Here is a 22,704-nt window from a genome sequence, read left to right on the forward strand (position 1 = left end):
AAAGCGGGGCCATGACCCCGCAGGGTCGCTCAGTCGGGCAGGCCCTGGGCCAGTGCCTGGGCCTGATCCTGGCTGTAGCCCAGGGCGGTCAGAATCTCCAGGCTGTGCTCGCCGAGCTTGGGTGGTGAGAGACGCACCTGCAGATGCTTGCCGTCCAGGGTCAGCGGCAGCAGCACGGTCTTGCTGTCGCGGCCGTCGGGCAAGGTGATGGGGGCCAGCGCACCGGTGGCGTTCAGGTGCGGGTCTTCGAGCAGGTCGTGCGGGCGCGCGATGGGTGCAAACGGCAGGCCCTTGTCCTCGAAGACCTGGGCGATATGCGCGGCGCTGTATCCGGCCATGGTTTCGCGCAGCAGCGGCATCAGCCAGCTGCGGGCCTGCACGCGGTCGTTGTTGCTGCCAAGGCGCGGATCGTCTCGCAGCTGGACCAGGCCGAAGGCATCGCAGAACTCGCGCCATGCGCCGTCGCTGACTACGGCCAGAAAGATCTGTTCGCCGCCCTGGACTTCGAACACGTCGTAGATTGCCCAGGCCGAGATGCGTGCGGGCATGGGGGCTGCGGGCTTGCCGGTCACCGCGTACTGCATCATGTGCTGGGCGATGAGGAACACATTGTTCTCGAACAGTGCGCTTTGCACTTCCTGGCCCTTGCCGGTCTTTTCGCGCTGGGCCAGGGCCGCCATGGCTCCCATGGCGCCGAACATGCCGCCCATGATGTCGTTGACACTGGTGCCCGCGCGCAGCGGGTCGCCGGGTCTGCCTGTCATATAGGCAAGGCCGCCCATCATCTGCACCACCTCGTCCAGGGCCGTGCGGTGTTCGTAGGGGCCGGGCAGAAAGCCCTTGTGGCTCACATAGATGAGGCGTGGAAACTGCTGCTTGAGACTTTCATAGTCGAGACCCAGCTTGGTCATGGTGCCGGGCTTGAAGTTCTCGGTCACGACATCGGCCGTGGCGATCAGCCGCAGCGCGGCTTCCTTGCCCTCGGGGGTCTGCAGATCCAGCGTCAGGCTTTTCTTGTTGCGGTTGAACAGCGGGAAAAAACCCGAGCCCGAGCCCAGCAGCTTGCGCGTGGCATCGCCGTTGCGGCCGTGGCCCACGGGCTCGACCTTGATGACTTCGGCGCCCAGGTCGGCCAGCATCAGGCCACAGCTGGGGCCCATGACCATATGGGTGAATTCCACCACGCGGATGCCGGCATAGGGCAGGGGAGCAGCGCCGGTGCTGGCGGATTCGGTTGAGGAGTGCATATTCATCTCTTGTGGTGCTCGGCTCGTCGGCGAGCCGAGGCGTGATCAGTAACGGTGAGGCACAAAGCCCTTGGGCAAGCCTGCGGGTGGCAGCATGCCGTACAGCGCCTCGCCCGGCAGGCCGGCGGCCAGCGTTTCTCGCGCTGCAAGCAATCGCTCAATATCAATGCCGGTGCGCAGTCCCATGGCTTCGAACATGAAGACCAGATCCTCGGTCACCACATTGCCCGAGGCGCCGGGGGGCATAGGGGCAGCCGCCCAGTCCGGCCTGGGAAGCGTCGAAAGTGCGCACGCCCGCCTCATAGGCGGCCAGGCAGTTGGCCAGGCCCAGGCCTCGGGTGTTGTGCATATGCGCGGCGCCGGCCTTGTCGCCGAGTTCGCTGCGCAGGCGCGTGAACAGGCGCTTGACCTGGGCCGGGTTGGCCATGCCCGTGGTGTCCGACAGCCCGGATTCGTCGGCGCCGGCGGCCACGCACGCTGCAGCCAGAGCAATCACCTCGTCCTCAGGCACCAGGCCCTGCAGGGTGCAGCCGAAAGCGGTGGAGATGCCTGCCTCGATATGCACGGCAGGGGCCATCTCGTCGCGCAGCCTGGCGATGGCACGCACTTCCTCAACCATCTGTGCGGGTGTCTTGCGCACATTGGCCATGGAGTGCGCGGGGCTGGCGGATACGGGCAGCGTGATCTTGTGCGCGCCAGCACGCATGGCAGCTTCGGCTCCCTTGAGATTGGGCACCAGGGCCATGATGGTGACGCCGGGGTGGGTGACGGCATGGCGCACGACTTCGGCGGCATCGGCCATCTGCGGCAGCAGTTTGGGCGAGACAAAGGAGCCAACTTCGATTTCCTGCACGCCCGCTGCCACCAGGGCATCGATCCAGGCGTATTTATGGGCGGTGCTCATGGTGGCCGAGACCGACTGCAGGCCGTCGCGGGGGCCGACTTCGCTGATCAGGAGATCGAAGCGGTGTGGGAATGACATGGTTGCCTCACTTGGATTTCATGCTTGCATTGCAGCTTGCACAATGCTTTAATGATGTTCTATCTGATAGAACTTAATTCTTTCTATTGAAATATTGCCTTGCGTCCTGATGCCCTGTCAAGCTGAGGGGCAGGAGTTTTTATGCCGCGTAAATCCCTGAATGAATCCGTAGCCGACGAGAATGCCGCGCCTGGCGGTGTGGCCGCAGTGGACCGTGCCCTCAGCGTGCTGAGCGCATTCCAGGATGGCGATACCGCACTGAGTCTGGCCGAGCTGGCCGAGCGCACGCGTCTTTACAAAAGCACGGTGCTGAGATTGCTGGCCTCTCTGGAGCATGGGGGCTGGGTTCAGCGCCAGGATGACGGGCGCTATGCGGTGGGCTCGGCCGTGGCCAGGCTGCATGCGGTTTACGAACAGAGCTTTTCGCTGGACAAGCTGGTCATGCCGGTGCTGCGTGCACTGGTTCAGGCCACGGGCGAGAGCGCTGCCTACCATGTGCGCCAGGGGCGCGAGCGTCTGTGTCTGTACCGCGTGGATTCGCCGCACCCGGTGCGCGATCATGCGCGCACCGGCGATCTGCTGCCCCTGGACAAAGGCGCGGGCGGGCGCGTGCTGGTTGCCTTCGATCCGGAGCTGGGCGACTGGTTGAAGAAAAATCGCAACCACTATGCGCGTGTACGGGCTGATGGCTACGAAGCCCTGGTGGGTGACAGGCATAGCGAAATCGCCGGCATCTCGGCACCGGTTTTCCGCCGCAGCGGCGAGCTGGCGGCCGCCCTGACGCTGACCATGCCAGCGCATCGCTATGACGAGCGCTATGTCAAGAACGTGTTGCAGGCCGCACGCGATCTGGGGGCGCAACTGCCGTAGCCGCTGATGTCGCGGGATTCAGGCGCATGGTCAATGGGCGCAGGCAACGATGAAGTTGTGAATCACGGGCTTGCCGGCTCGGGCTGGAAGCCCAGCTCGCTGCGCACGCGCACAAAGCGGGCAAAGCGCGGCAGGCCGCTTTTTTCATGCAGGCCCTGATAGCGATAGGTGACCCAGCTGCCGAGAGCAGGCGGACTTTTGCGCATCTGGGCCGTCAGCCCGGAGCCCAGTGAAAACTGTCGACCGTCCGGGGTCTGCACCAGCAGTGCCCCAGTCATGCCCTGCCATTGTCCGCGTCCGCTTCTGTAGCCTATGACCCGGGCTTCGGCATCATCGAAAGGCTTGAGCTTGAGCAGATCGTCGCTGCGGCCCGAACGATAGGGCGCGGCGCCCTTGTGCAGCATCAAGCCCTCGCCGCCGCCTTTGATGACGGTACTCAGCCATTGCTGCAGCTCCGCTTCCGAGCCCAGCTTGCGCTGCTCCACCATATGCACCCAGTCCTGGGCAATGGCGTCCACGGTGCGCTGCAGCAGCGGCAGGCGCTGGTCAAAGCTGCCCGGAGCTGCGGGCAGGTCAAACACCATGAATTTCATCTGGCGCCAGGCTCGGTCGTCAGGGATGGCCTGTGCCGTGGTGGACTGGGCATGGCCAAACCGGCCGCGTCCTGCCCAGAGCTCGCCATCCATGGGGGTGGCTGGCCAGTCCCGGACAAACCACTCAGGCGCCGCGATGCGCTGCCCGCCACGGCTGACGAGCTGGTGGCCGTCCCAGTAGCCGCGCACGCCGTCCAGTTTTTCGCTGACCCAATAGTCCTGCAGCGGCAGGCCGCTGCGCCAGACCTGGGCCAGCATCAGCGAAGGCGGCTGTGCCGTGGTCTGGGCCAGCACGGCAAAGCCCAGGCAAAGGCAGGCACAGACCAGCCAGCGGACGTATTCCTGCAGGGATCGGTGCCGTGGTTCAGGCATGGCTATCTCCCGGTAAAGAGGCAGCTCATGCTAGAGCGCGAAGCCCATGCTGTCGATGCGGGCACGAGCCCTTATCAAAAAACGTAGCTCTCAGCGCTTTATCTATAAGGCGTTACGGCGATCTCATAAAAAAGCCGCTGCAGCCAGGCAGCGGCTTTGTCCTGGGGCAAGGCTTTCAGTCGCGGCTGATGACCGCGCAGGCGATGCGCGCGCCAGCATTGCCCGTGGGCTGGGTGGTGTAGTCGTCGGGCTGGGCGTGGACGATGACCGCACGGCCTATGACATTGCCGGGGCCGGCCAGCAAGGTGATGTCCGCCGACTGTACGTTGACGGTGGCCACGCCGTTGGAGTCGGCCTTCAGGCTGGGCAGATCGCCCATATGGTGCTGGGTCGAGTCATATTTGCCATGCGGATTTCCCGAGGGGTTGAAGTGGCCCGCAGCGGCATTGCCATTGTCACCGCAGTCGCCCTTGTCGTGGATGTGAAAGCCGTGCTCGGAATTGGGCTTGAGGCCGTGAATCACGGCGTTGATCACGACCTGCTGACCGGTCTTCTGGGTGAATTTCACATCGCCGCTGACCTTGCTGCCCGAAGTAGCCTGCAATCTGGCGATGGCCTGGGCGGGCTGGGGTTCGGGGGTGCTGCAGGCCGTCAGGGCAGCAGCGGATGCGGCCAGGATGAGAAAACGATATGGCATGTAAGCTCCTCTTGAGTATTCGTCAGAACCTTAGATAAAACACTGTGAACCATAGCGTCAGTGCTCTCCCGCGCTTGTAGGGCAAGGGCCAAGATGTCGCACAAGGCGGCAAAAAAACAAAGCCCCGCAGGCCTCAGAAGCCTGCGGGGCTGGTGTCGTCAGAAGCGATGGGCTCAGACCTGATCGGCCGACAGGCCTGCGGTCTGGCTGAAGCCGCCGTCCACATAGGTGATCTCGGCGGTCACGCCGGAGGCCAGGTCGGACAGCAGGAAGGCCGCCACATTGCCCACGTCTTCGATCGTCACATTGCGGCGCAGGGGCGCAGCATCGGCCACGCGGCCCAGCAGCTTGCCGAAGTCCTTGATGCCCGAGGCTGCCAGGGTCTTGATGGGGCCGGCGGAGATGCCGTTGGCGCGGATGGCGCGGCCGTCGGCGGTGCGGCCCACGGCTTCGGCCAGGTAGCGCACGGACGCTTCCAGCGATGCCTTGGCCAGGCCCATGGTGTTGTAGTTGGGGATGGAGCGCAGGGCGCCCAGGTACGACAGGGTCAGCAGCGAGGACTTGTCGTTCAGATACGGCAGGGCTGCCTTGGCCATGGCGGGGAAGCTGTAGGCGCTGATATCGTGGGCGATCTTGAAGGATTCGCGGCTCAGGCCGTCGAGGAAGTTGCCGGCAATGGCTTCGCGGGGAGCAAAACCGATGGAATGCACAAAACCGTCGAACTTGCCCCAGGCATCGCCCAGGCCCTTGAACATGGCTTCGATTTGCTCGTCGCTGCCGACGTCGCAGTCAAACACCAGCGTGGAGTTGAAGTCGGCCGCGAACTCGGTGATGCGGTCCTTGAAGCGTTCGCCCACATAGCTGAAGGCCAGCTCCGCGCCTTGTTCGTGGCAGGCCTTGGCAATGCCATAGGCGATGGAGCGGTTGGACAGGACGCCCGTGATCAGCAGCTTTTTACCGGCGAGAAAACCCATTGTTGTTCTCCAGAGAAAATTGAAAGAGGGGACTGCACCATCTGTGGCAGCGGCGCAATCTTTGAAAACGTATCCGCTCGAACTGGGTGCGAATCAGTCGGGGTAGGGCAGAATTGTCGCATGCGCCATTGGATGATTTGTTCAGCCCTGATTGTCAGCAGCCAAGTTGCCACACCCGCCCTGGCGGCACATGGCTATGCCCTCTGGGGGCAGCCCAAGTACGCGGCCGACTTCAAGCACTTTGACTATGTGAACCCTCAAGCGCCCAAGGGTGGAGAGTTGCGCATGGTCAGCAATCTGCGCTATTCGACCTTCGATAAGTACAACCCCTTCACCATCAAGGGCTCGCCGCCTGCCTATCTGGCGGACATGCTGTTCGAGACCTTGCTCGCACCCAGTCTCGACGAGACGGCGTCAGGTTATGGCCTGCTGGCCGAGGATGTGGATGTGGCGGCGGACGGCCTGTCCGCCACCTTCAAGCTGCGCAAACAGGCGCGCTTTCACAACGGCAAACCGGTGCTGGCTCAGGATGTGAAACACAGTTACGAGACGCTGCTGAGCAAATATGTCTCGCCCGGCTACAAGACGCTGTTTGCCGAGGTGGCGGCCTGCGATGTGCTCGACGAGCGCACGGTGCGCTTTCGCTTCAAGAAACCCAACCGCGATCTGCCGTTGACCGTGGGGGCCTTGCTTCCCGTGTTCAGCCGCGACTGGGGGCTGGGTGCCGATGGCAAGCCCAAGGCCTTTGATCAGGTCGTCACGGATATTCCGATTGGCAGCGGCCCTTACAAGATCGGTCCGGTCAAGTTCGGCAAGGACATCAGCTATGTGCGCGACCCGGGTTATTGGGGGGCGACCCTGCCGGTGCGTGTCGGTCTGGCCAATTTCGACCGCATCACCATCAAGATCTACAAGGACAACACAGCCCGGCTGGAGGCTCTCAAGGCCGGCGAGTTCGACCTCATGCGTGTCAACAGTGCGGGCGACTGGGCCAGGCGGTTGACGGGCAGGCGCTTTGCCTCGGGCGAGCTGGTCAAGGGCACATTTGAGAACAAGCTGCCTTCAGGCTTTCAGAGCTTTTTCCTGAATACGCGGCGTGAGCAGCTCAAGGATGTTCGCGTGCGCGAGGCCCTGGGCCTGGCTTACGACTTTGAGTGGATGAGTCGTCAGATGTTCTATGGCGCCTATCAACGCGTGCATGGCTTGTTTGGCAACACCGCTTGCGAGACGCGAGGCGAGCCCAGTGCAGAAGAGCTGGCTTTGCTCAAACCCTATGAGGCCAGCCTGCCGCCTGGCACGTTGGGGCCCATGGCCCAGCCGCCACGCACCGATGGGCCTGATGGCCTGCGCGGCAATCTGCGGCGTGCGCAGAAGCTGCTGGCCGATGCGGGCTGGACAGTCAAGGATGGTGCGTTGCGCAACGCCAAGGGCGAGCCCATGGTGCTGGAGTATCTGGACAGCGGCGACAGTGCGCGTCTGATCAGCTCATGGTCGCGGAATCTGGAGAAGCTGGGCATCACGCTCAAGCTGCACAATGTCGATTTTGCGCTCTACCAGCAGCGGCAAGACAAGTTTGATTTCGACATCATCACGCTCAATGTGCCGGGTACGCACAACCCGGGTCAGGACTATGCCGAGCTGTTTGGCAGTGCCTCCGCCGATCAGGAGGGCGGCTTTAACTTTCCCGGGGTGAAAAGCAAGGCAGTTGATGCCATCATTGCCCGCATGGCCGCCGCCAAGTCCGAGCAGGACATGCTGCCTGCCTGCCACGCGCTGGAGCGCATCATCGTGCACGGCCACTACCTGATCCCGCAGTACTACTCGGGCACGCACCGCATGGTCTATGACGCCTGGAGGCTGGCGCTGCCCGGGAAGATTCCGGCCTATTCGCCGGGCGAGCTATGGGCGGTCTATGCATGGTGGGCCAAGTAAAGTGGCCCCCACGCTCCACCGTTGCACGGGTCGCTGCCCCCCAAGGGGGCTGGCCTTGCTTGGGGCGGCCCGGCGCTGCGGCCCAGGTAAAGTGGCCCCCGCGCTCCACCGTTGCACGGGTCGCTGCCCCCCAAGGGGGCTGGCCTTGCTTGGGGCGGCCCGGCGCTGCGGCCCAGGTAAAGTGGCCCCCGCGCTCCACCGTTGCACAGGTCGCTCCCCCCCCCCAAGGGGCTGGCCCTGCTTGGGGCGGCCCGGCGCTGCGGCCATCGTCACCGCGGCTGAAAACAAGGGTTGATCGAAGATGTTTGCCTATATTCTCAAACGCATTTTGCTGATGATCCCCACGTTGCTGGGCGTGCTGCTGCTGACCTTTGTCGTCATCCAGTTCGTGCCAGGCGGCCCGGTCGAGCAATATCTGGCCGAGGCCAAGGCCGGCGCAGGTCCTGGGGCCGAGGGGGCTGCCATGAGCTATCGCGGCGGACAGGGCGTGGACCCCAAGCGGATCGAGGAGATCAAGGCCTTGTACGGCTTTGACAAGCCACCGGCCGAACGCTTTGTGCAGATGCTGGGGCAGTTTGCGCGCTTTGATCTGGGTACCAGCTTTTTCCAGAACAAAAGCGTCTGGGCGCTGGTCAAGGAAAAGCTGCCGGTCTCCATCAGCCTGGGCCTGTGGACCTTCTTCATCAGCTATCTGGTGGCCGTGCCCCTGGGGGTGGCCAAGGCCGTGCGGGCGGGCTCGCGCTTTGATCTGGCCACCACGGTTCTGATTCTCATCGGCTATGCCATCCCGGGCTTTGTGCTGGGCGTGGCGCTGCTGGTCATCTTCGGCGGGCAGTTGCAGTGGTTTCCGCTGCGCGGGCTGACATCGGCCAACTTCGACGAGCTCAGCACCATGGGCAAGGTGGCGGACTATTTCTGGCATATCGCCCTGCCCGTGACCGCCATGGTGGCTGGCAGCTTTGCCGTGACGGCCATGCTGACCAAGAACTCGTTTCTCGAGGAGATCCGCAAGCAGTATGTGCTGACGGCTCGCGCCAAGGGCCTGTCCGAGCGCCAGGTGCTCTACAAGCATGTGTTTCGCAATGCGCTGATTCCCATCGTCACGGGCTTTCCCTCGGCTTTCATTGGGGCTTTCTTTGCCGGGGCGCTGCTGATCGAGACCCTGTTCTCGCTCGACGGGCTGGGCCTGCTCAGCTACGAAAGCGTGATTCGCCGCGACTTTCCCGTGGTGCTGGGCACGCTGTACCTGTTCACGCTGATCGGTCTGGTGACCAAGCTCATCAGCGATCTTTGCTATGTCTGGGTGGACCCTCGGGTCAAGTTTGACTGAGATATGCAAACAAGGCCTCAAACCCAATCCTCTAAAGCGCAAGCAGCTATGAATTCAGGAGTTGATGCCGTGCAGACCGTGTCTGCAGCCAAATCCGAGTCCCCGGGGCGCCGGGCCTGGAGGCGTTTCAAGTCCAACCGGCTGGGATTTGTCAGCCTGGTGATCTTCTCGGTGCTGGTGGTGCTCAGCCTGTTTGCCGAACTGCTGTCTAACGACAAGCCGCTCATCGTGCGCTATGAGGGGCAGACCTATTTGCCGCTGCTGCACGATTACCCGGAAACCACCTTCGGGGGCGATTTCCATACGCCGACCGATTACCTCGATCCCTTCATCCGGCAAAGGCTTGGCGAGGGCGACAACTGGGCGATCTTCCCCCTCAACCGCTATGGCAAGTCCACCATCAACTACTTTGCCAAGTCGCCCAATCCTTCTGCGCCCTCGGCAGACAACTGGCTGGGCACCGACGACCGGGGGCGTGATCTGCTGGCGCAGCTCATCTACGGCTTTCGCGTCAGCGTGCTGTTCGGTCTAGCGCTGACGGCCGTGGGCGTACTGCTGGGCGTGCTGGCGGGAGCGGTGCAGGGCTTTTTTGGCGGCAAGACGGATCTGGCCTTTCAGCGCCTGACGGAAATCTGGGGCTCCATGCCCGAGCTCTACCTGCTCATCATCTTCAGTGCGCTGTTTGCGCCCAGTGTCTCGCTGCTGCTGATCCTGCTGAGCCTGTTCGGCTGGATGGGGCTGGCCGATTATGTGCGGGCCGAGTTCCTGCGCAATCGCCAGCTTGACTATGTGAAATCCGCCCAGGCGCTGGGTGCCAGCAATCGCTCCATCATCTTTCGCCACATCCTGCCCAATAGCATGACGCCGGTGATCACCTTTCTGCCTTTTCGCATGAGCGGGGCCATCCTGGCACTGACCTCGCTGGATTTCCTGGGCCTGGGTGTTCCCCCGGGCACGCCCAGCCTGGGTGAGCTGCTGAGCCAGGGCAAGAACAATATCGATGCCTGGTGGATTTCCCTGTCCACCTTTGGCGTGCTGGTCATCACGCTGCTGTTGCTGACCTTTATGGGGGACGCCCTGCGCGATGCGCTGGACCCGCGCAAGCAGGCGCGTACCGAGGCTGCAAAGCGCGCAGGAGGCAAGCCATGAGCAAGGAGAAATACGAGGGACAGGCCGGCAGCAAGCTGCTGGCCGTGCACGATCTGAGCGTGTCTTTTGCGGGCAAGCCCGTGGTTCAGGGCGTGAGCTTTGCGATGGCTGCCGGTGAAAAGCTGGCGCTGGTGGGGGAGTCCGGTTCGGGCAAGTCGGTCACGGCGCTGTCGCTGCTGAGGCTGGTGGGGGAGGCCCAATTGAGCGGGCGGGCGCTGCTGGACGGGCGCGATCTGCTGGGGCTTTCGGAGCGCGAGATGCAGGGGGTACGCGGTGGCGACATTGCCATGATCTTTCAGGAGCCGATGACCGCGCTGAATCCGCTGATGACCGTGGGCGCGCAGGTGGCCGAGGTGCTGCAGCTCAAGCAGGCCTTGAGCCGTGGCCAGGCCTTGACGCAGGCGGTGGAGCTGCTGGCCACGACAGGCATTCCCGAGCCCGGGCGCAGGGCGCAGAGCTTTCCGCATCAGCTCAGCGGCGGGCAGCGCCAGCGCGCCATGATTGCCATGGCACTGGCCAGCCGTCCCCGGCTGCTGCTGGCCGACGAGCCGACGACGGCGCTGGATGTGACGCTGCGCGGCCAGATACTGGATCTGCTGGCCGATCTGCAGCGACAGACCGGTATGGCCGTGCTGATGATCACGCATGACCTGAACCTGGTGCGTCGCTTTGCCGACCGCGTGGCGGTCATGGAAAAAGGTGCTCTTGTGGAGCAGGGCACCGTGGCGGAGGTGATGCAGAACCCACAGCATGCCTATACCCGCAAGTTGCTGGCCAGCCGGCCGGTGCGCAATGTGGTGGAGTCTGAGCCGGCTGGCGATACGGTCGTGGTGCAGACCCGGGCCCTGCAGGTGAGCTATGCCACGCCTTTGCCCGGCATTCGTGGCTGGTTCAAAAAGGGGGCATTCGTGGCGGTCAAGGGCGCGGATATGCTGCTGCGGCCGGGCCGTACCCTGGGTGTGATCGGCGAATCGGGCTCGGGCAAATCCACGCTGGCTCAGGCCGTGCTGGGATTGTTGCCTGCGACCGGGGAGCTGCAGGTGGCCGGCAGGCCATGGCAGCAGCCGGCAATCCGCAATAGCGCGGCCAATCTGGCGCTGCGGCGCAAGATCCAGGTAGTGTTCCAGGATCCGTTTTCTTCGCTGTCGCCGCGCATGACGGTGGAAGAGATTGTCGGTGAAGGCCTGCAGATTCATGCGCCCGAGCTCGCTGCCGGGCCACGGCGCGAGCGCGTGCTCCAGATGCTGGAAGAGGTGGGGCTGACCGAGACCCAGTTCCCCGGCCTGCTGCAGCGCTATCCGCATGAATTCTCGGGCGGGCAGCGACAGCGTCTGGCGATTTCACGCGCGCTCATCATGGAGCCCGAGGTCCTGGTGCTGGATGAGCCCACGAGTGCGCTCGATGTCACCATTCAGCAGCAGGTGCTGGCCCTGCTGCAGCGGCTGCAGAAGGAGCGTGGTCTGGCCTATCTGCTCATTACCCACGATGTGGACGTGATTCGTGCCATGGCCCATGAGGTGCTGGTCATGAAGGATGGGCAGATCGTGGAGCAGGGTGGCGTGCAGGCGGTGCTCACGGCACCGCAGCAGGCCTATACACGCCAGCTGGTCGAGGCCGCCGGAGTCGTTGCCGAGTCGGCGGTGTTCTGAAATTGATAGCGAGCAGTGCTTGCCCCTCAAAGGCTTGAGGCTTTGAATGCCCGCAATTGCTGTCGATTCGCTGATTCGCGAGGCGGGCATTCGCTGAAAAACACTGAATCCGCACTCGAAAGTTTGTATTTATTTGGCGCGAATTCTCTGGCTGTGGCCTAATTGATCCTTTTCAACCTCCCAATTGAGAATTCGACATGGGCAATAAGATCGTTACCGAAGCAGACCGCAAGGCCACTCCCCGTCCTCAGGCACCCAATGGCGTGACCCTGCCCACTCCCGGCCGTGGCCAGCGCGTGAGCCTGGAGCGTGGTTCGCACACTCGCAGCAAGAAGCAGCCCGGCAAGCGCCACGGCTAATTCCTGCAGCAGGCCGCGCCCTGGTGTGCGGTCCGCAAAAAAGCCCTCGTCACTTCGGTGCGAGGGCTTTTTGCATTGTGCGCCTCAGGGCGCTGGCGGGCTTATCTCTGCATTATCTCTGCAGATTCCTCAGCTTGCGGCGCAGCTGCTGGACTTCCTCGATGAGATCCGTGGTGAGGGCGGCGAGCTGGGGGTCGGCGTCGAAGCTCTGCTCCAGCTGGGCAATGCGGCGCGCACGCACCAGCGTCTGGCTGCTGAAGCGCCATTGCTCATGGCTGATCTCGCGGACCTGGCCGGCGTTGTCGTAGCTGATGACGCCTGTCTGCACATGTTCGATCACCCATTGAGGGCTGGTGCAGCAATGGCGGGCCAGCTCGTGCAGATCGAGCACGGCCTGCTCCAGCAGCTCGGCAGGTTCGTAGAAAGGGTAGTGGGAGGTGCTCATGGGAAAACCTTTCAACTCAGGCTGCGGGCATCGAATTGCGGGAAGGCCTTGGCAAAGTCGGCATAGGCCTGCTTTTGTTCGGCCGTCGCGGCGGGCGGGAAGACCACATCCAGCACCAGATACAGATCGCCCGGCGTGGCGGCGGGCAGGCCCTTGCCCTTGAGGCGCAGCTTGCGGCCCGAGCGATAGCCGGCGGGCACGGTGACTTCCAACTCTCCGGCCAGCGTCTTGAAGCGCACGGGGCCGCCCAGCTCGGCCTCCCACGGCGCGAGCGGCACGCGCTGGTAGACGTCCTTGCCCTCGGACCACCAGCGCGGATCGCTGCGAAAGTGCACCTCCAGCAGCAGATCGCCGGGAGCTCCCTTGCCCAGGCCGGGGTTGCCCTGGCCGGCAAGGCGAATCATCTGGCCTTCGCGTACCCCTTTGGGAATGGTGACCTGCAGCTCCTTGTCCTTATAGGTGGGGATGCCCTGTTCGTCGAGTACGGTGGCACGCAGATGCAGCGAGCGCACGGCGCCGCTATAGCTGTCCTGCAAATCCAGCTCTATGCTGGCATGCTGGTCCTGGCCGCGCATATCGGGGGTGCCGCGTGCACCTTGCTGGCCTTGATGGCGCCGCGCACGGGCGGCCTGGCCGAACATCTGCGAGAAGAAGTCGCTGAAATCGGCGTCGCTGCCGGCATCGCCCTGGCTGCTGAAGTGAAAGTCCTGCTGGTCCCAGTCGGGGGGCGGGCGAAAGCCTCCGCCACCCTGGGCTCTGGCATTCTGCGCAAACTGCATCTCGTCGCCCATGGCGTCATAGGCCGTGCGCTTTTCCGGGTCCGAGAGCACGGTGTTGGCTTCGTTGACCTCGGCCATGCGGGCGTCCGCATCTTTTTCCTTGCTGATGTCGGGATGGTATTTGCGGGCGAGCTTGCGATAGGCCTTCTTGATGTCGTCGGCGGAGGCCTTCCTGTCCACGCCAAGTATCTTGTAATAGTCCTTGTAATCCATGGAGTCACCAATCTTCTTGTTAAAAGAAGGGCGCAAGCCAGTTGCTCTGGCTGCTGCCATTGCCGCGCCCGGGTTCAGGAAAATAATAGGGATAGAGTGCGGCGGCTTCAAGGGCTGCTGCGCAGAAGGCCGGGGTGATGGCCGTAGTCTCAACCCCGGGCCGCATCTGGCGCTACCATTGGCGGATCAATGCAAGGGCGTGCGCGAAGGCCGGCCCAGAGTTTGTGAAATGAAACAAGAAATTACAAAGGTGCAGGAGTGGCTGGTGGTCTGCCTCTGTGCCGACTGGTGCGGAACCTGCAAGCAGTACCGACAGCCCTTCGAGGCGCTGGCGGCCCAGTTTCCGCAGATGCGTTTTGTCTGGCTCGATGTGGAAGATCGCGAGGATGTCGCCGGCGATCTGGATATCGAAACCTTTCCGTCCATTCTGGTGGCGCAGGGCGAACGGGCCCGATTCCTGGGGCCGGTGCTGCCGCAGACAGGGGTGCTGGCGCGGATGCTGCAATCCCTGCCGACGGACGCGGCGGCGAAGCCTTCACAGGAGCAGGAGGCCCAGGAATTGCTGCAGCGATTGTTGCGCGCCGATGACCTGCAGGATGTCTTGCGCTGATTGCTGTTTTATGCGAGACACTTTTTGCGAAAACAATGGTTTGCGGCTACAATCACGGCTTCACGACCAAACGGGCGGGTAACTACCGCCCGTTTTTTTTGGGCAATTCATGGTGAAACCTGTTTTTGGCAGAGCTAAGTCCATGATTTGACAGATTTTTCGGGATTGAACTGAATACACGTGGCACTACAGCAAATCGTTGAACAAACCGTGACAGGTCTGGGCTATGACCTGGTTGAAATCGAGCGCTCGGCCGGCGGCCTGCTGCGCATCACGATTGATTTGCCTTGGCAGGCGCCGGAGGAAGGTGCGCCTGAGCTGCCCGAGCAGTTCGTGACAGTGGAAGACTGCGAAAAGGTCACGCGCCAGCTTCAGTTTGCGCTGGAAGTCGATGGTGCGGATTACGCCCGCCTGGAGGTCTCTTCTCCCGGCATTGATCGTTTGCTGCGCCATGAGCAGGACTTCATCCGCTTTGAAGGCTCGGAGGTGGATCTGACGCTCAAGGCTCCCATCGGGGCTGCAGGTGGCGACAAGATCAATGCAAACCGCAAGAAATTTCGTGGCACGCTGGAACGGACTGAAGAAGGTGGCTGGCAGATCGTCTGGAGCGATGAGCCGCCTCCCAAGCCGGGCGTGCGAGTCAGCAAGAAGCGTGAACCCGCGCCATTGAACGCCATGGGCTTTACGCTTGACGAGTTGCGCGAAGCGCGTCTGGCACCGATTGTGAATTTCAAAGGACGCGCAGCCAAGCCCGAATGAGGCGGCTGCAGCGTTGGAATCTTTTGGGGCAAAGAGGTCGCATGCAAATCCTCTTTGTGTGATTGAAATAGGAGAGTCGTCGCATGAATCGCGAACTGTTGATGTTGGTTGAAGCCATTTCGCGTGAAAAGAACGTGGAACGCGATGTGGTTTTTGGTGCCGTGGAATCCGCACTGGCGCAGGCCACCAAGAAGCTGTACCAAGGTGAAGTAGACATCCGCGTGTCCATCGATCGCGAAAGCGGCGACTACGACACCTTCCGCCGCTGGGTGGTGGTGTCTGACGATGCCGGTCTGCAGAACCCCGACGCCGAAGAAATGCTGATGGATGCGGAAGACCGCGTGCCCGGTATTCAGATTGGTGAGTTCATTGAAGAGCAGATCGAGTCGCTGCCCATCGGCCGTATCGGTGCCATGGCGGCCAAGCAGGTCATCCTGCAGAAGATTCGCGACGCCGAGCGCGAAATGCTGCTCAACGAATTCCTGGCCCGTGGCGACAAGATCTTCACCGGCACCGTCAAGCGCATGGACAAGGGCGACATCATTGTCGAATCCGGTCGTGTGGAAGGTCGACTCAAGCGCGGCGAGATGATCCCCAAGGAAAATCTGCGCAACGGCGACCGCGTGCGTGCCATGATCATGGAAGTCGATGCCACCTTGCGCGGCGCTCCCATCCTGCTGTCGCGCTCGGCCCCCGAATTCATGGTGGAGCTGTTTCGCAATGAAGTGCCCGAGATCGAGCAAGGCCTGCTGGAGATCAAGAGCTGCGCTCGCGATGCCGGCTCGCGTGCCAAGATCGCCGTGCTGAGCCACGACAAGCGTGTGGACCCCATCGGCACCTGCGTCGGTGTGCGCGGCACCCGCGTGAATGCGGTGACCAACGAGCTGGCCGGCGAGCGTGTGGATATCGTGCTCTGGTCCGAAGACCCCGCTCAGTTCGTGATCGGTGCTCTGGCTCCTGCGAATGTCTCTTCCATCGTTGTGGATGAGGAAAAGCATGCCATGGACGTAGTCGTGGACGAGGAGAATCTGGCCATCGCCATCGGTCGCGGCGGTCAGAACGTGCGTCTGGCCTCCGAGCTGACAGGCTGGAAGATCAACATCATGGACGCTGCCGAGTCTGCACAGAAGCAGGCCGACGAGTCGGCTGTCTCGCGCAAGCTGTTCATGGAAAAGCTGGATGTGGACGAGGAAATCGCCAACATCCTGATCGAAGAAGGTTTCGAGACCCTGGAAGAAGTGGCCTATGTGCCGCTGCAGGAAATGCTCGAAATCGAATCCTTCGACGAAGAGACGGTAAACGAGCTGCGTAGCCGCGCCAAGGATGCACTGCTGAGTCAGGAAATTGCTCGCGAAGAAAATGTGAGCAAGGCATCCGAGGATCTTGTCTCTCTGGACGGCATGACTGCCGAACTGCTGGACAAGCTGGCGCAAGCTGATGTGCACACCCGTGACGATCTGGCCGATCTGGCGATCGACGAGCTGACCGATATCACCGGTCAGACCGCCGAAGAAGCCAAGGCCTTGATCATGAAGGCGCGTGAGCACTGGTTTGCCGATGGGCAAGAGTAAGGTCAGGGAGGTACAGAGCATTTATGTCGAGTAATACGGTTGCAGAATTTGCGAAAGAGCGCAACACGACCCCTGATTCCTTGCTGCAGCAGCTCAAGGCCGCCGGGGTTGATAAGGCTGACGCAGCCGATGTGCTGACCGAAGGTGACAAGCAGCGTTTGCTGAGCCACCTGCAGGTCAGCCATGGCAGCGGCGCCAAGAAGATCACGCTGACCAAGAAGTCCACCAGCGAAATCAAGCAGGCGGACTCATCGGGCCGTGCTCGTACGATTCAGGTGGAAGTGCGCAAGAAGCGCACTTTCGTGAAGCGGGAAGACACTCCCGCCGAGGCTCAGGCCAATGCGCAAAGCATGGCTAAGGCTGTGCAGGAGCGTGCCGCTACTCAAGAGCTGGCACGCCGTGAAGAAGATGCTCGCCGTGAGGTTGAGCTGTTGAGCCATCAGGAAGAACAATTGGCCAAGGAACGTCAAGAGCGCGAAGAGCGCGAGCGCCGCGAGCGCGAAGCCGAGGAACGTGCTGCAGCCTATGCAGCCGCGGAAGTTGCCAAGGTGGCTGAAGCCAAGGCGGCTAAGGAAGAGGAAAAGCGCGAGCACGCCGCTGGCGCTGCCGCACGTGCTGCGGCCCAGGCCGAGGCACGCTCCAAGGCCGAAGCCGAATCCCAGGCCAAGGCGGCTGAAGAAGCCAGCCGCGCCAAGGATCTGGATGAACGCCGCCGCAAGGCCCTGGCCGAGGCGGAAGCCATCCGTGCCATGATGGCTGCGCCCAAGAAGGTGCTGGTCGCCAAGAAGCCCGAAGAGCCCAAGAAGGCTGCTCCGGTCGCTGCGGATGCCAAGAAGCCTGTTGCCGCCAAGGATGGCAGCAAGCCCGCAGGTGCCGCCGGAGCGGCCAATGCAGGTGGCGGTGCCCGTCCCGGCAAGGAAGTCAAGTCCGCCAAGCTGTCTTCGAGCTGGTCCAACGATGCGGCCAAGAAGAAGGAAATCAAGACCCGTGGCGACAGCTCCGGTGGCGTGGCTGGCCGCTCCAACTGGCGCGGTGGTCCCAGGGGGGGGCGTCGTGGCAATGACCGTCACGAGCAGCAACAGCAGCAGGCTCCCGAGTTCCGTCAGCTCGAGATCTCGGTGCCCGAGACCATCACCGTGGCCGAACTGGCTCACAAGATGGCCATCAAGGCATCCGAGCTGATCAAGGTTCTGATGAAGATGGGCCAGATGGTCACCATCAACCAGCCGCTGGACCAGGACACCGCCATGATCGTGGTGGAAGAAATGGGCCATACCGCCAAGGTGGCTGCGCTGGACGATCTCGAAGCCTTCACCGCCGAGGAAGTCTCCAACGCCGAAGCCGAGAAACTGCCGCGCGCTCCCGTGGTGACCGTCATGGGTCACGTGGACCACGGCAAGACCTCGCTGCTGGACTACATCCGTCGCACCAAGGTGGCGTCGGGCGAAGCCGGCGGCATCACGCAGCACATCGGTGCCTACCATGTGAAGACGCCTCGCGGCATCATCACCTTCCTGGACACTCCCGGTCACGAGGCCTTCACGGCCATGCGTGCTCGCGGTGCCAAGTCCACCGACATCGTGATTCTGGTGGCCGCTGCCGACGACGGCGTGATGCCCCAGACCAAGGAAGCCATCAAGCACGCCAAGGCGGCTGGTGTTCCCATCGTGGTGGCCATCACCAAGGCCGACAAGCCTGAAGCCAACCCCGATCGCGTCAAGCAGGAGCTGGTCGTGGAAGAGGTGCTGCCCGAAGAGTACGGCGGTGACTCTCCCTTTGTGGCCGTGTCCTCCAAGACTGGCCAGGGCATCGACGAGCTGCTGGAGCAAGTCCTGCTGCAGGCCGAAGTGCTGGAACTCAAGGCGCCGGTGGAAGCCGCTGCCAAGGGGCTCGTGATCGAAGCCCAGCTGGACAAGGGGCGTGGTACCGTGGCTACGGTGCTGGTGCAGTCCGGTACGCTGAAGGTCGGCGATGTGGTGCTGGCGGGTCAGACCTATGGCCGCGTGCGAGCCATGCTCGACGAAGACGGCAAGCAGACCAAGGAAGCCGGTCCTTCCATCCCTGTCGAGATTCAGGGTCTGAACGAAGTGCCCCAGGCTGGTGACGACTTCATGGTGCTGAGCGACGAACGCCGTGCCCGTGAAATCGCGACCTACCGCGCTGGCAAGTTCCGCAACACCAAGCTGGCCAAGCAGCAGGCTGCGAAGCTGGAAAACATGTTCGCCGAAATGTCCGCTGGCGATGTGCAGACTCTGCCCATCATCATCAAGGCCGACATGCAAGGCTCGCAGGAAGCGCTGGCAGCCTCGCTGCTCAAGCTGTCGACCGACGAGATCAAGGTTCAGCTGGTGTACTCCGGCGTGGGCGGTATTTCCGAGTCCGACGTCAACCTGGCACTGGCTTCCAAGGCCATCATCATCGGCTTCAACGTGCGTGCGGATGCCCAGGCCCGCAAGACGGCCGAAGGCAACGATGTCGACGTGCGCTACTACAACATCATCTACGACGCCGTGGATGAGGTGAAGGCTGCGATGTCCGGCATGCTGGCTCCCGAGAAGCGCGAAGAGATCATCGGTATGGCCGAGATCCGTACCGTGTTCGTGGCGACGAAGATCGGCACCATTGCCGGCTCGTACATCACGCAAGGTCATGTCACCCGCAACGCACACTTCCGTCTGCTGCGCGACAACGTGGTCATCTACACGGGCGAGATCGAGTCGCTGCGCCGCCTCAAGGACGATGTCAAGGAAGTCAAGGAAGGCTTCGAGTGCGGTATCAAGCTGCGTAACTACAACGACATCAAGGAAGGCGACGTGCTGGAAGTCTTCGAGATCAAGGAAATCGCTCGTACGCTGTAAAAGCAATAGCTGCTAGCGCCTGTTGCGCAAGGGTTTGAGGCTGAAAACGCCTTGAACTCCTTGTTCAGCAAGCGCAAATAGCTCCTTTTTTATTCATGGCAACCAAACGCAAATCTGCTGCACCCAACCGCAGCTTCAAAGTTTCCGACCAGATCCAGCGTGATCTGTCGGAGCTGATCGCCCGCGAGTTGAAGGACCCGCGCGTCGGCATGGTCACGCTGCAAGGCGTGGAGGTGACTCCTGACTATGCCCACGCCAAGGTGTTCTTCAGCGTGCTCGTCGGAGATCCCGAAGTGACGCTGGCTGCACTCAATCAGGCCGCGGGCTTTCTGCGCAACGGCCTGTTCAAGCGTCTGCACATTCATACCGTGCCCACGCTGCATTTCGTCTACGACCGCACTACAGAGCGCGCTGCCGACATGAACGCCTTGATCGCCAAGGCTGTGGCGTCGCGCGGACCCGAACAGGAATAAGCACATGAACGCCCCTCGCACCCGGGTGCAGCGGCGCCCTGTGCATGGGGTGTTGCTGCTTGATAAACCGCTGGGCTGGTCCAGCAACGACATCTTGCAGAAGGTCAAGTGGCTGCTGCGCGCCGAAAAGGCCGGGCATACAGGCACGCTTGATCCGCTGGCCAGTGGCGTGCTGCCGCTGTGTTTCGGCGCTGCCACCAAATTCAGTCAGCTTCAGCTTGAAGCCGAGAAAACCTACGAAGCCATTGCCCGCCTGGGCCAGACCACGACCACGGCCGATGCCGAGGGCGATGTGGTGCTGGAGCGTGCCGTCGATCTGGCTGCCATCACGCCCGAGCGCCTGGCGCAGGTGCAGGCGCAGTTCACGGGCGACATCAAGCAGGTGCCGCCCATGCACAGTGCGCTGAAAAAGGACGGCAAGGCACTCTACGAATACGCCCGTGCGGGCGTGGAAGTGGAGCGCCCCGCACGCGATGTCACCATTCATGCATTGGATCTGACGCTGGTGCAGGACGATCAGGGGCATCCGGCCGTCAAGATGAGAGTGACCTGCAGCAAGGGCACTTACATCCGCACATTGGGCGAAGACGTGGGCGAGGCCCTGGGCTGCGGCGCCCATTTGCGTTTTCTGCGCCGTGTGGAAACCGGCGGTCTTGAGGTGTCGCGCTGCGTGACGCTGCAGGCGCTGGAAGCCATGAACGATGAAGAGCGCATCGCGCAGGTCCAGCCTGTGGATACCCTGCTGCATCGTCATGCCGTCGTTACCTTGGGTGAAGAGGATGCAGGACGCTTTCTATCAGGCTTGCGCCGTCGAGGGTCTTGGGCGGATGCCCCGGCCGTGGCGGTGTATGGTGAGCGCCCGCATGCCCTTTTAGGGGTAGGCCGTGTGGCGAGCGGGGAATTGATTCCCGAGCGCCTGCTCAGTCCGCTAGAAATTCAACAAATTTTGGAAGGAACGCCGCGTCCACAAGCAAGCGGCATTTTGGAAACATTATGAGCAAACAAATCCGCAACATTGCGATCATCGCGCACGTTGACCACGGTAAGACCACCATGGTGGACCAGCTGCTGCGCCAGTCCGGCACTTTTGCCGAGCACGAAAAAGTCGTCGACACCGTGATGGACAACCATGCCATCGAACGTGAGCGCGGCATCACCATTCTGGCCAAGAACTGTGCCGTGTCCTGGAAGGACACCCACATCAACATTCTCGACACGCCCGGTCACGCGGACTTCGGCGGTGAAGTGGAACGTGCCCTGTCCATGGTCGACGGCGTGGTGCTGCTGATCGATGCGCAGGAAGGCCCCATGCCCCAGACGCGCTTCGTGACCAAGAAGGCTCTGGCCCTGGGTCTGCGCCCCATCGTGGTGGTGAACAAGGTGGACAAGCCCGGTGCCAACCCCGACAAGGTGATCAACGCCGCTTTCGACCTGTTCGACAAGCTGGGCGCCACCGACGAGCAGCTGGACTTCCCCGTGGTCTACGCCTCCGGCATCAACGGCTGGTCGTCCAAGGAAGAGGGCGAGCCCGGTGCCAAGTGGGGTGAGGACATGTCCGCCCTGTTCGACACCATCCTCGACCATGTGCCTTCCGTGCAAGGCGATGCCAGCGCTCCCCTGCAGCTGCAGGTCTCCGCTCTGGACTACTCCACTTTCGTGGGTCGTATCGGCGTGGGCCGCATCACCCAGGGCACGCTCAAGCCCGGTCAGCAAGTGGCTGTGATGGCCGGTCCTGACGGCAAGACCTACAGCGGCAAGATCAACCAGGTGCATACCTTCCAGGGTATCGATCGCGTGCAGGCCACCGAAGCCGGTCCTTCCGAGATCGTGCTGATCAGCGGTATCGAAAACATCGGTATCGGCGAAACCGTCACCGACCCGGTCAATCCCCAGCCTCTGCCGATGCTGAAGATTGACGAGCCCACCCTGACCATGAACTTCTGCGTGAACACCTCGCCCCTGGCAGGTCGTGAAGGCAAGTTCGTGACCAGCCGCCAGATCTGGGACCGTCTGCAAAAGGAACTGCGCTCCAACGTGGCTCTGCGCGTCAAGGAAACCGACGAAGACGGTATCTTTGAAGTCTCCGGCCGTGGTGAACTGCACCTGACCATCTTGCTGGAAGAAATGCGTCGCGAAGGCTACGAGCTGGCAGTGTCCAAGCCCCGCGTCGTGATGCAGATGATCGACGGCGAAAAGCACGAGCCCATCGAGCTGGTGACTGCCGACATCGAAGAAGGCCACCAGGGCGGCGTGATGCAGGCACTGGGCGAGCGCAAGGGCGAGCTGGTGAACATGGAACCCGATGGCCGCGGTCGCGTCCGTCTGGAATACCGTATCCCTGCCCGCGGCCTGATCGGTTTCACCAACGAATTCCTGAACCTGACACGTGGTTCCGGTCTGATCGCCAACATCTTCGACAGCTACGAACCCCATAAGGGCGACATCGGCGGCCGCAAGAACGGCGTGCTGATCTCCATGGACGACGGTGAAATCTTCACCTACGCCCTGGGCAAGCTGGACGACCGTGGCCGCATGTTCGTGAAGGCCGGCGATCCCGTGTACGAAGGCATGATCATCGGCATCCACAGCCGCGACAACGACCTGGTGGTGAACGCCACGCGTACCAAGCAGCTGACCAACTTCCGCGTCAGCGGCAAGGAAGACGCGATCAAGATCACGCCTCCCATCGACCTGTCGCTGGAATACGGTGTGGAATTCATCGAAGACGACGAGCTGCTGGAAATCACCCCCACCAGCCTGCGCGTGCGCAAGCGTCACCTGAAGGAGCACGACCGCAAGCGTGCTTCGCGTGATGCGTAATTCACAAGCCCAGGCTGTGAAT

19 protein-coding genes and 1 pseudogene are annotated in these 22,704 nt (G+C 62.3%); 13 read left to right on the forward strand and 7 right to left on the reverse strand.

The window, feature by feature from the left end; all coding sequences use genetic code 11:
- Positions 1-29: 29 nt before the first annotated feature.
- Positions 30-1,247 carry a CaiB/BaiF CoA transferase family protein gene (locus O987_RS10835; RefSeq protein WP_419177854.1) on the reverse strand — a complete coding sequence of 406 codons (1,218 nt, stop codon included), beginning with the start codon at positions 1,245-1,247 and terminating at the stop codon, positions 30-32.
- 45 nt (positions 1,248-1,292) lie between these two features.
- Positions 1,293-2,229, reverse strand: a pseudogene (locus O987_RS10840) (hydroxymethylglutaryl-CoA lyase).
- 141 nt (positions 2,230-2,370) lie between these two features.
- Between O987_RS10840 and O987_RS10845 the strand changes: the two are divergent.
- Complete coding sequence (locus tag O987_RS10845) at positions 2,371-3,099, forward strand: IclR family transcriptional regulator (protein WP_043372154.1); 729 nt, start codon at positions 2,371-2,373, stop codon at positions 3,097-3,099.
- Between the two features lie 62 nt (positions 3,100-3,161).
- Here the strand turns inward: O987_RS10845 and O987_RS10850 are convergent, their stop codons facing one another.
- The 3 genes from O987_RS10850 to fabI all read right to left on the reverse strand — a co-directional run bounded on the left by O987_RS10850 (position 3,162) and on the right by fabI (position 5,735).
- Positions 3,162-4,064, reverse strand: a complete 903-nt coding sequence (locus O987_RS10850; protein ID WP_268746955.1) for a DNA ligase — start codon at positions 4,062-4,064, stop codon at positions 3,162-3,164.
- A gap of 175 nt (positions 4,065-4,239) precedes the next feature.
- Complete coding sequence (locus tag O987_RS10855) at positions 4,240-4,761, reverse strand: superoxide dismutase family protein (protein WP_003056373.1); 522 nt, start codon at positions 4,759-4,761, stop codon at positions 4,240-4,242.
- A 173-nt stretch (positions 4,762-4,934) separates the two neighbouring features.
- Positions 4,935-5,735: an enoyl-ACP reductase FabI gene (gene fabI, locus O987_RS10860; protein ID WP_043372156.1), complete on the reverse strand. Its 801-nt coding sequence runs from the start codon at positions 5,733-5,735 to the stop codon at positions 4,935-4,937.
- 120 nt (positions 5,736-5,855) lie between these two features.
- Here fabI and O987_RS10865 point away from each other — a divergent pair, with 120 nt between their 5' ends.
- From O987_RS10865 to O987_RS29210, 5 genes are all read left to right on the forward strand, one after another.
- Positions 5,856-7,667 carry an extracellular solute-binding protein gene (locus tag O987_RS10865; RefSeq protein ID WP_080731499.1) on the forward strand — a complete coding sequence of 604 codons (1,812 nt, stop codon included), beginning with the start codon at positions 5,856-5,858 and terminating at the stop codon, positions 7,665-7,667.
- A gap of 301 nt (positions 7,668-7,968) precedes the next feature.
- Positions 7,969-8,997, forward strand: a complete 1,029-nt coding sequence (locus tag O987_RS10870) for a microcin C ABC transporter permease YejB (protein ID WP_043372159.1) — start codon at positions 7,969-7,971, stop codon at positions 8,995-8,997.
- A 48-nt stretch (positions 8,998-9,045) separates the two neighbouring features.
- Positions 9,046-10,146 (forward strand): ABC transporter permease, encoded by a 1,101-nt coding sequence (locus O987_RS10875; protein WP_043372161.1) that lies wholly within the window; start codon positions 9,046-9,048, stop codon positions 10,144-10,146.
- Complete coding sequence (locus tag O987_RS10880) at positions 10,143-11,795, forward strand: ABC transporter ATP-binding protein (protein ID WP_043372163.1); 1,653 nt, start codon at positions 10,143-10,145, stop codon at positions 11,793-11,795. Before O987_RS10875 ends, O987_RS10880 begins: the two co-directional genes overlap by 4 nt.
- A 197-nt stretch (positions 11,796-11,992) precedes the next feature.
- The gene (locus tag O987_RS29210; protein ID WP_003056362.1) at positions 11,993-12,154 is read left to right on the forward strand and encodes a hypothetical protein; all 162 of its coding nucleotides are present in this window, start codon (positions 11,993-11,995) and stop codon (positions 12,152-12,154) included.
- Positions 12,155-12,266: 112 nt separating this feature from the next.
- Here O987_RS29210 and O987_RS10885 read toward each other — a convergent pair whose 3' ends face one another.
- The gene (locus O987_RS10885; protein ID WP_043372165.1) at positions 12,267-12,599 is read right to left on the reverse strand and encodes a chaperone modulator CbpM; all 333 of its coding nucleotides are present in this window, start codon (positions 12,597-12,599) and stop codon (positions 12,267-12,269) included.
- Between the two features lie 11 nt (positions 12,600-12,610).
- Positions 12,611-13,591 carry a DnaJ C-terminal domain-containing protein gene (locus O987_RS10890; RefSeq protein WP_043372166.1) on the reverse strand — a complete coding sequence of 327 codons (981 nt, stop codon included), beginning with the start codon at positions 13,589-13,591 and terminating at the stop codon, positions 12,611-12,613.
- Between the two features lie 229 nt (positions 13,592-13,820).
- Here O987_RS10890 and O987_RS10895 point away from each other — a divergent pair, with 229 nt between their 5' ends.
- From O987_RS10895 to typA, 7 genes are all read left to right on the forward strand, one after another.
- Positions 13,821-14,201 carry a thioredoxin family protein gene (locus O987_RS10895; RefSeq protein WP_043372168.1) on the forward strand — a complete coding sequence of 127 codons (381 nt, stop codon included), beginning with the start codon at positions 13,821-13,823 and terminating at the stop codon, positions 14,199-14,201.
- Between the two features lie 180 nt (positions 14,202-14,381).
- A complete protein-coding gene (gene rimP / locus O987_RS10900; protein WP_003080490.1) occupies positions 14,382-14,960 on the forward strand; it encodes a ribosome maturation factor RimP in 579 nt (192 codons plus the stop codon).
- A gap of 83 nt (positions 14,961-15,043) precedes the next feature.
- A complete protein-coding gene (nusA, locus tag O987_RS10905) occupies positions 15,044-16,531 on the forward strand; it encodes a transcription termination factor NusA (RefSeq protein ID WP_003056354.1) in 1,488 nt (495 codons plus the stop codon).
- 23 nt (positions 16,532-16,554) lie between these two features.
- Positions 16,555-19,389, forward strand: coding sequence for a translation initiation factor IF-2 (infB, locus tag O987_RS10910; RefSeq protein ID WP_003056353.1), 2,835 nt, complete (start codon positions 16,555-16,557; stop codon positions 19,387-19,389).
- A 95-nt stretch (positions 19,390-19,484) separates the two neighbouring features.
- The gene (gene rbfA / locus O987_RS10915) at positions 19,485-19,862 is read left to right on the forward strand and encodes a 30S ribosome-binding factor RbfA (RefSeq protein ID WP_003056352.1); all 378 of its coding nucleotides are present in this window, start codon (positions 19,485-19,487) and stop codon (positions 19,860-19,862) included.
- Between the two features lie 4 nt (positions 19,863-19,866).
- Positions 19,867-20,859, forward strand: a complete 993-nt coding sequence (gene truB, locus O987_RS10920) for a tRNA pseudouridine(55) synthase TruB (protein ID WP_003056351.1) — start codon at positions 19,867-19,869, stop codon at positions 20,857-20,859.
- Positions 20,856-22,682, forward strand: a complete 1,827-nt coding sequence (gene typA / locus O987_RS10925; RefSeq protein WP_003056350.1) for a translational GTPase TypA — start codon at positions 20,856-20,858, stop codon at positions 22,680-22,682. Before truB ends, typA begins: the two co-directional genes overlap by 4 nt.
- Positions 22,683-22,704 lie beyond the last annotated feature (22 nt).

Source organism: Comamonas testosteroni TK102 (assembly GCF_000739375.1).
Classification (GTDB): Bacteria; Pseudomonadota; Gammaproteobacteria; order Burkholderiales; family Burkholderiaceae_C; genus Comamonas; species Comamonas brasiliensis.

What these genes read in the sequence shown, in the direction of transcription:
- O987_RS10835 (WP_419177854.1), bottom strand. Translation starts at nt 1,247, where the DNA reads ATGCACTCCTCAACCGAATCCGCCAGCACCGGCGCTGCTCCCCTGCCC.
- O987_RS10845 (WP_043372154.1), top strand. Translation starts at nt 2,371, where the DNA reads ATGCCGCGTAAATCCCTGAATGAATCCGTAGCCGACGAGAATGCCGCG.
- O987_RS10850 (WP_268746955.1), bottom strand. Translation starts at nt 4,064, where the DNA reads ATGCCTGAACCACGGCACCGATCCCTGCAGGAATACGTCCGCTGGCTG.
- O987_RS10855 (WP_003056373.1), bottom strand. Translation starts at nt 4,761, where the DNA reads ATGCCATATCGTTTTCTCATCCTGGCCGCATCCGCTGCTGCCCTGACG.
- fabI (WP_043372156.1), bottom strand. Translation starts at nt 5,735, where the DNA reads ATGGGTTTTCTCGCCGGTAAAAAGCTGCTGATCACGGGCGTCCTGTCC.
- O987_RS10865 (WP_080731499.1), top strand. Translation starts at nt 5,856, where the DNA reads ATGCGCCATTGGATGATTTGTTCAGCCCTGATTGTCAGCAGCCAAGTT.
- O987_RS10870 (WP_043372159.1), top strand. Translation starts at nt 7,969, where the DNA reads ATGTTTGCCTATATTCTCAAACGCATTTTGCTGATGATCCCCACGTTG.
- O987_RS10875 (WP_043372161.1), top strand. Translation starts at nt 9,046, where the DNA reads ATGAATTCAGGAGTTGATGCCGTGCAGACCGTGTCTGCAGCCAAATCC.
- O987_RS10880 (WP_043372163.1), top strand. Translation starts at nt 10,143, where the DNA reads ATGAGCAAGGAGAAATACGAGGGACAGGCCGGCAGCAAGCTGCTGGCC.
- O987_RS29210 (WP_003056362.1), top strand. Translation starts at nt 11,993, where the DNA reads ATGGGCAATAAGATCGTTACCGAAGCAGACCGCAAGGCCACTCCCCGT.
- O987_RS10885 (WP_043372165.1), bottom strand. Translation starts at nt 12,599, where the DNA reads ATGAGCACCTCCCACTACCCTTTCTACGAACCTGCCGAGCTGCTGGAG.
- O987_RS10890 (WP_043372166.1), bottom strand. Translation starts at nt 13,591, where the DNA reads ATGGATTACAAGGACTATTACAAGATACTTGGCGTGGACAGGAAGGCC.
- O987_RS10895 (WP_043372168.1), top strand. Translation starts at nt 13,821, where the DNA reads ATGAAACAAGAAATTACAAAGGTGCAGGAGTGGCTGGTGGTCTGCCTC.
- nusA (WP_003056354.1), top strand. Translation starts at nt 15,044, where the DNA reads ATGAATCGCGAACTGTTGATGTTGGTTGAAGCCATTTCGCGTGAAAAG.
- infB (WP_003056353.1), top strand. Translation starts at nt 16,555, where the DNA reads ATGTCGAGTAATACGGTTGCAGAATTTGCGAAAGAGCGCAACACGACC.
- rbfA (WP_003056352.1), top strand. Translation starts at nt 19,485, where the DNA reads ATGGCAACCAAACGCAAATCTGCTGCACCCAACCGCAGCTTCAAAGTT.
- truB (WP_003056351.1), top strand. Translation starts at nt 19,867, where the DNA reads ATGAACGCCCCTCGCACCCGGGTGCAGCGGCGCCCTGTGCATGGGGTG.
- typA (WP_003056350.1), top strand. Translation starts at nt 20,856, where the DNA reads ATGAGCAAACAAATCCGCAACATTGCGATCATCGCGCACGTTGACCAC.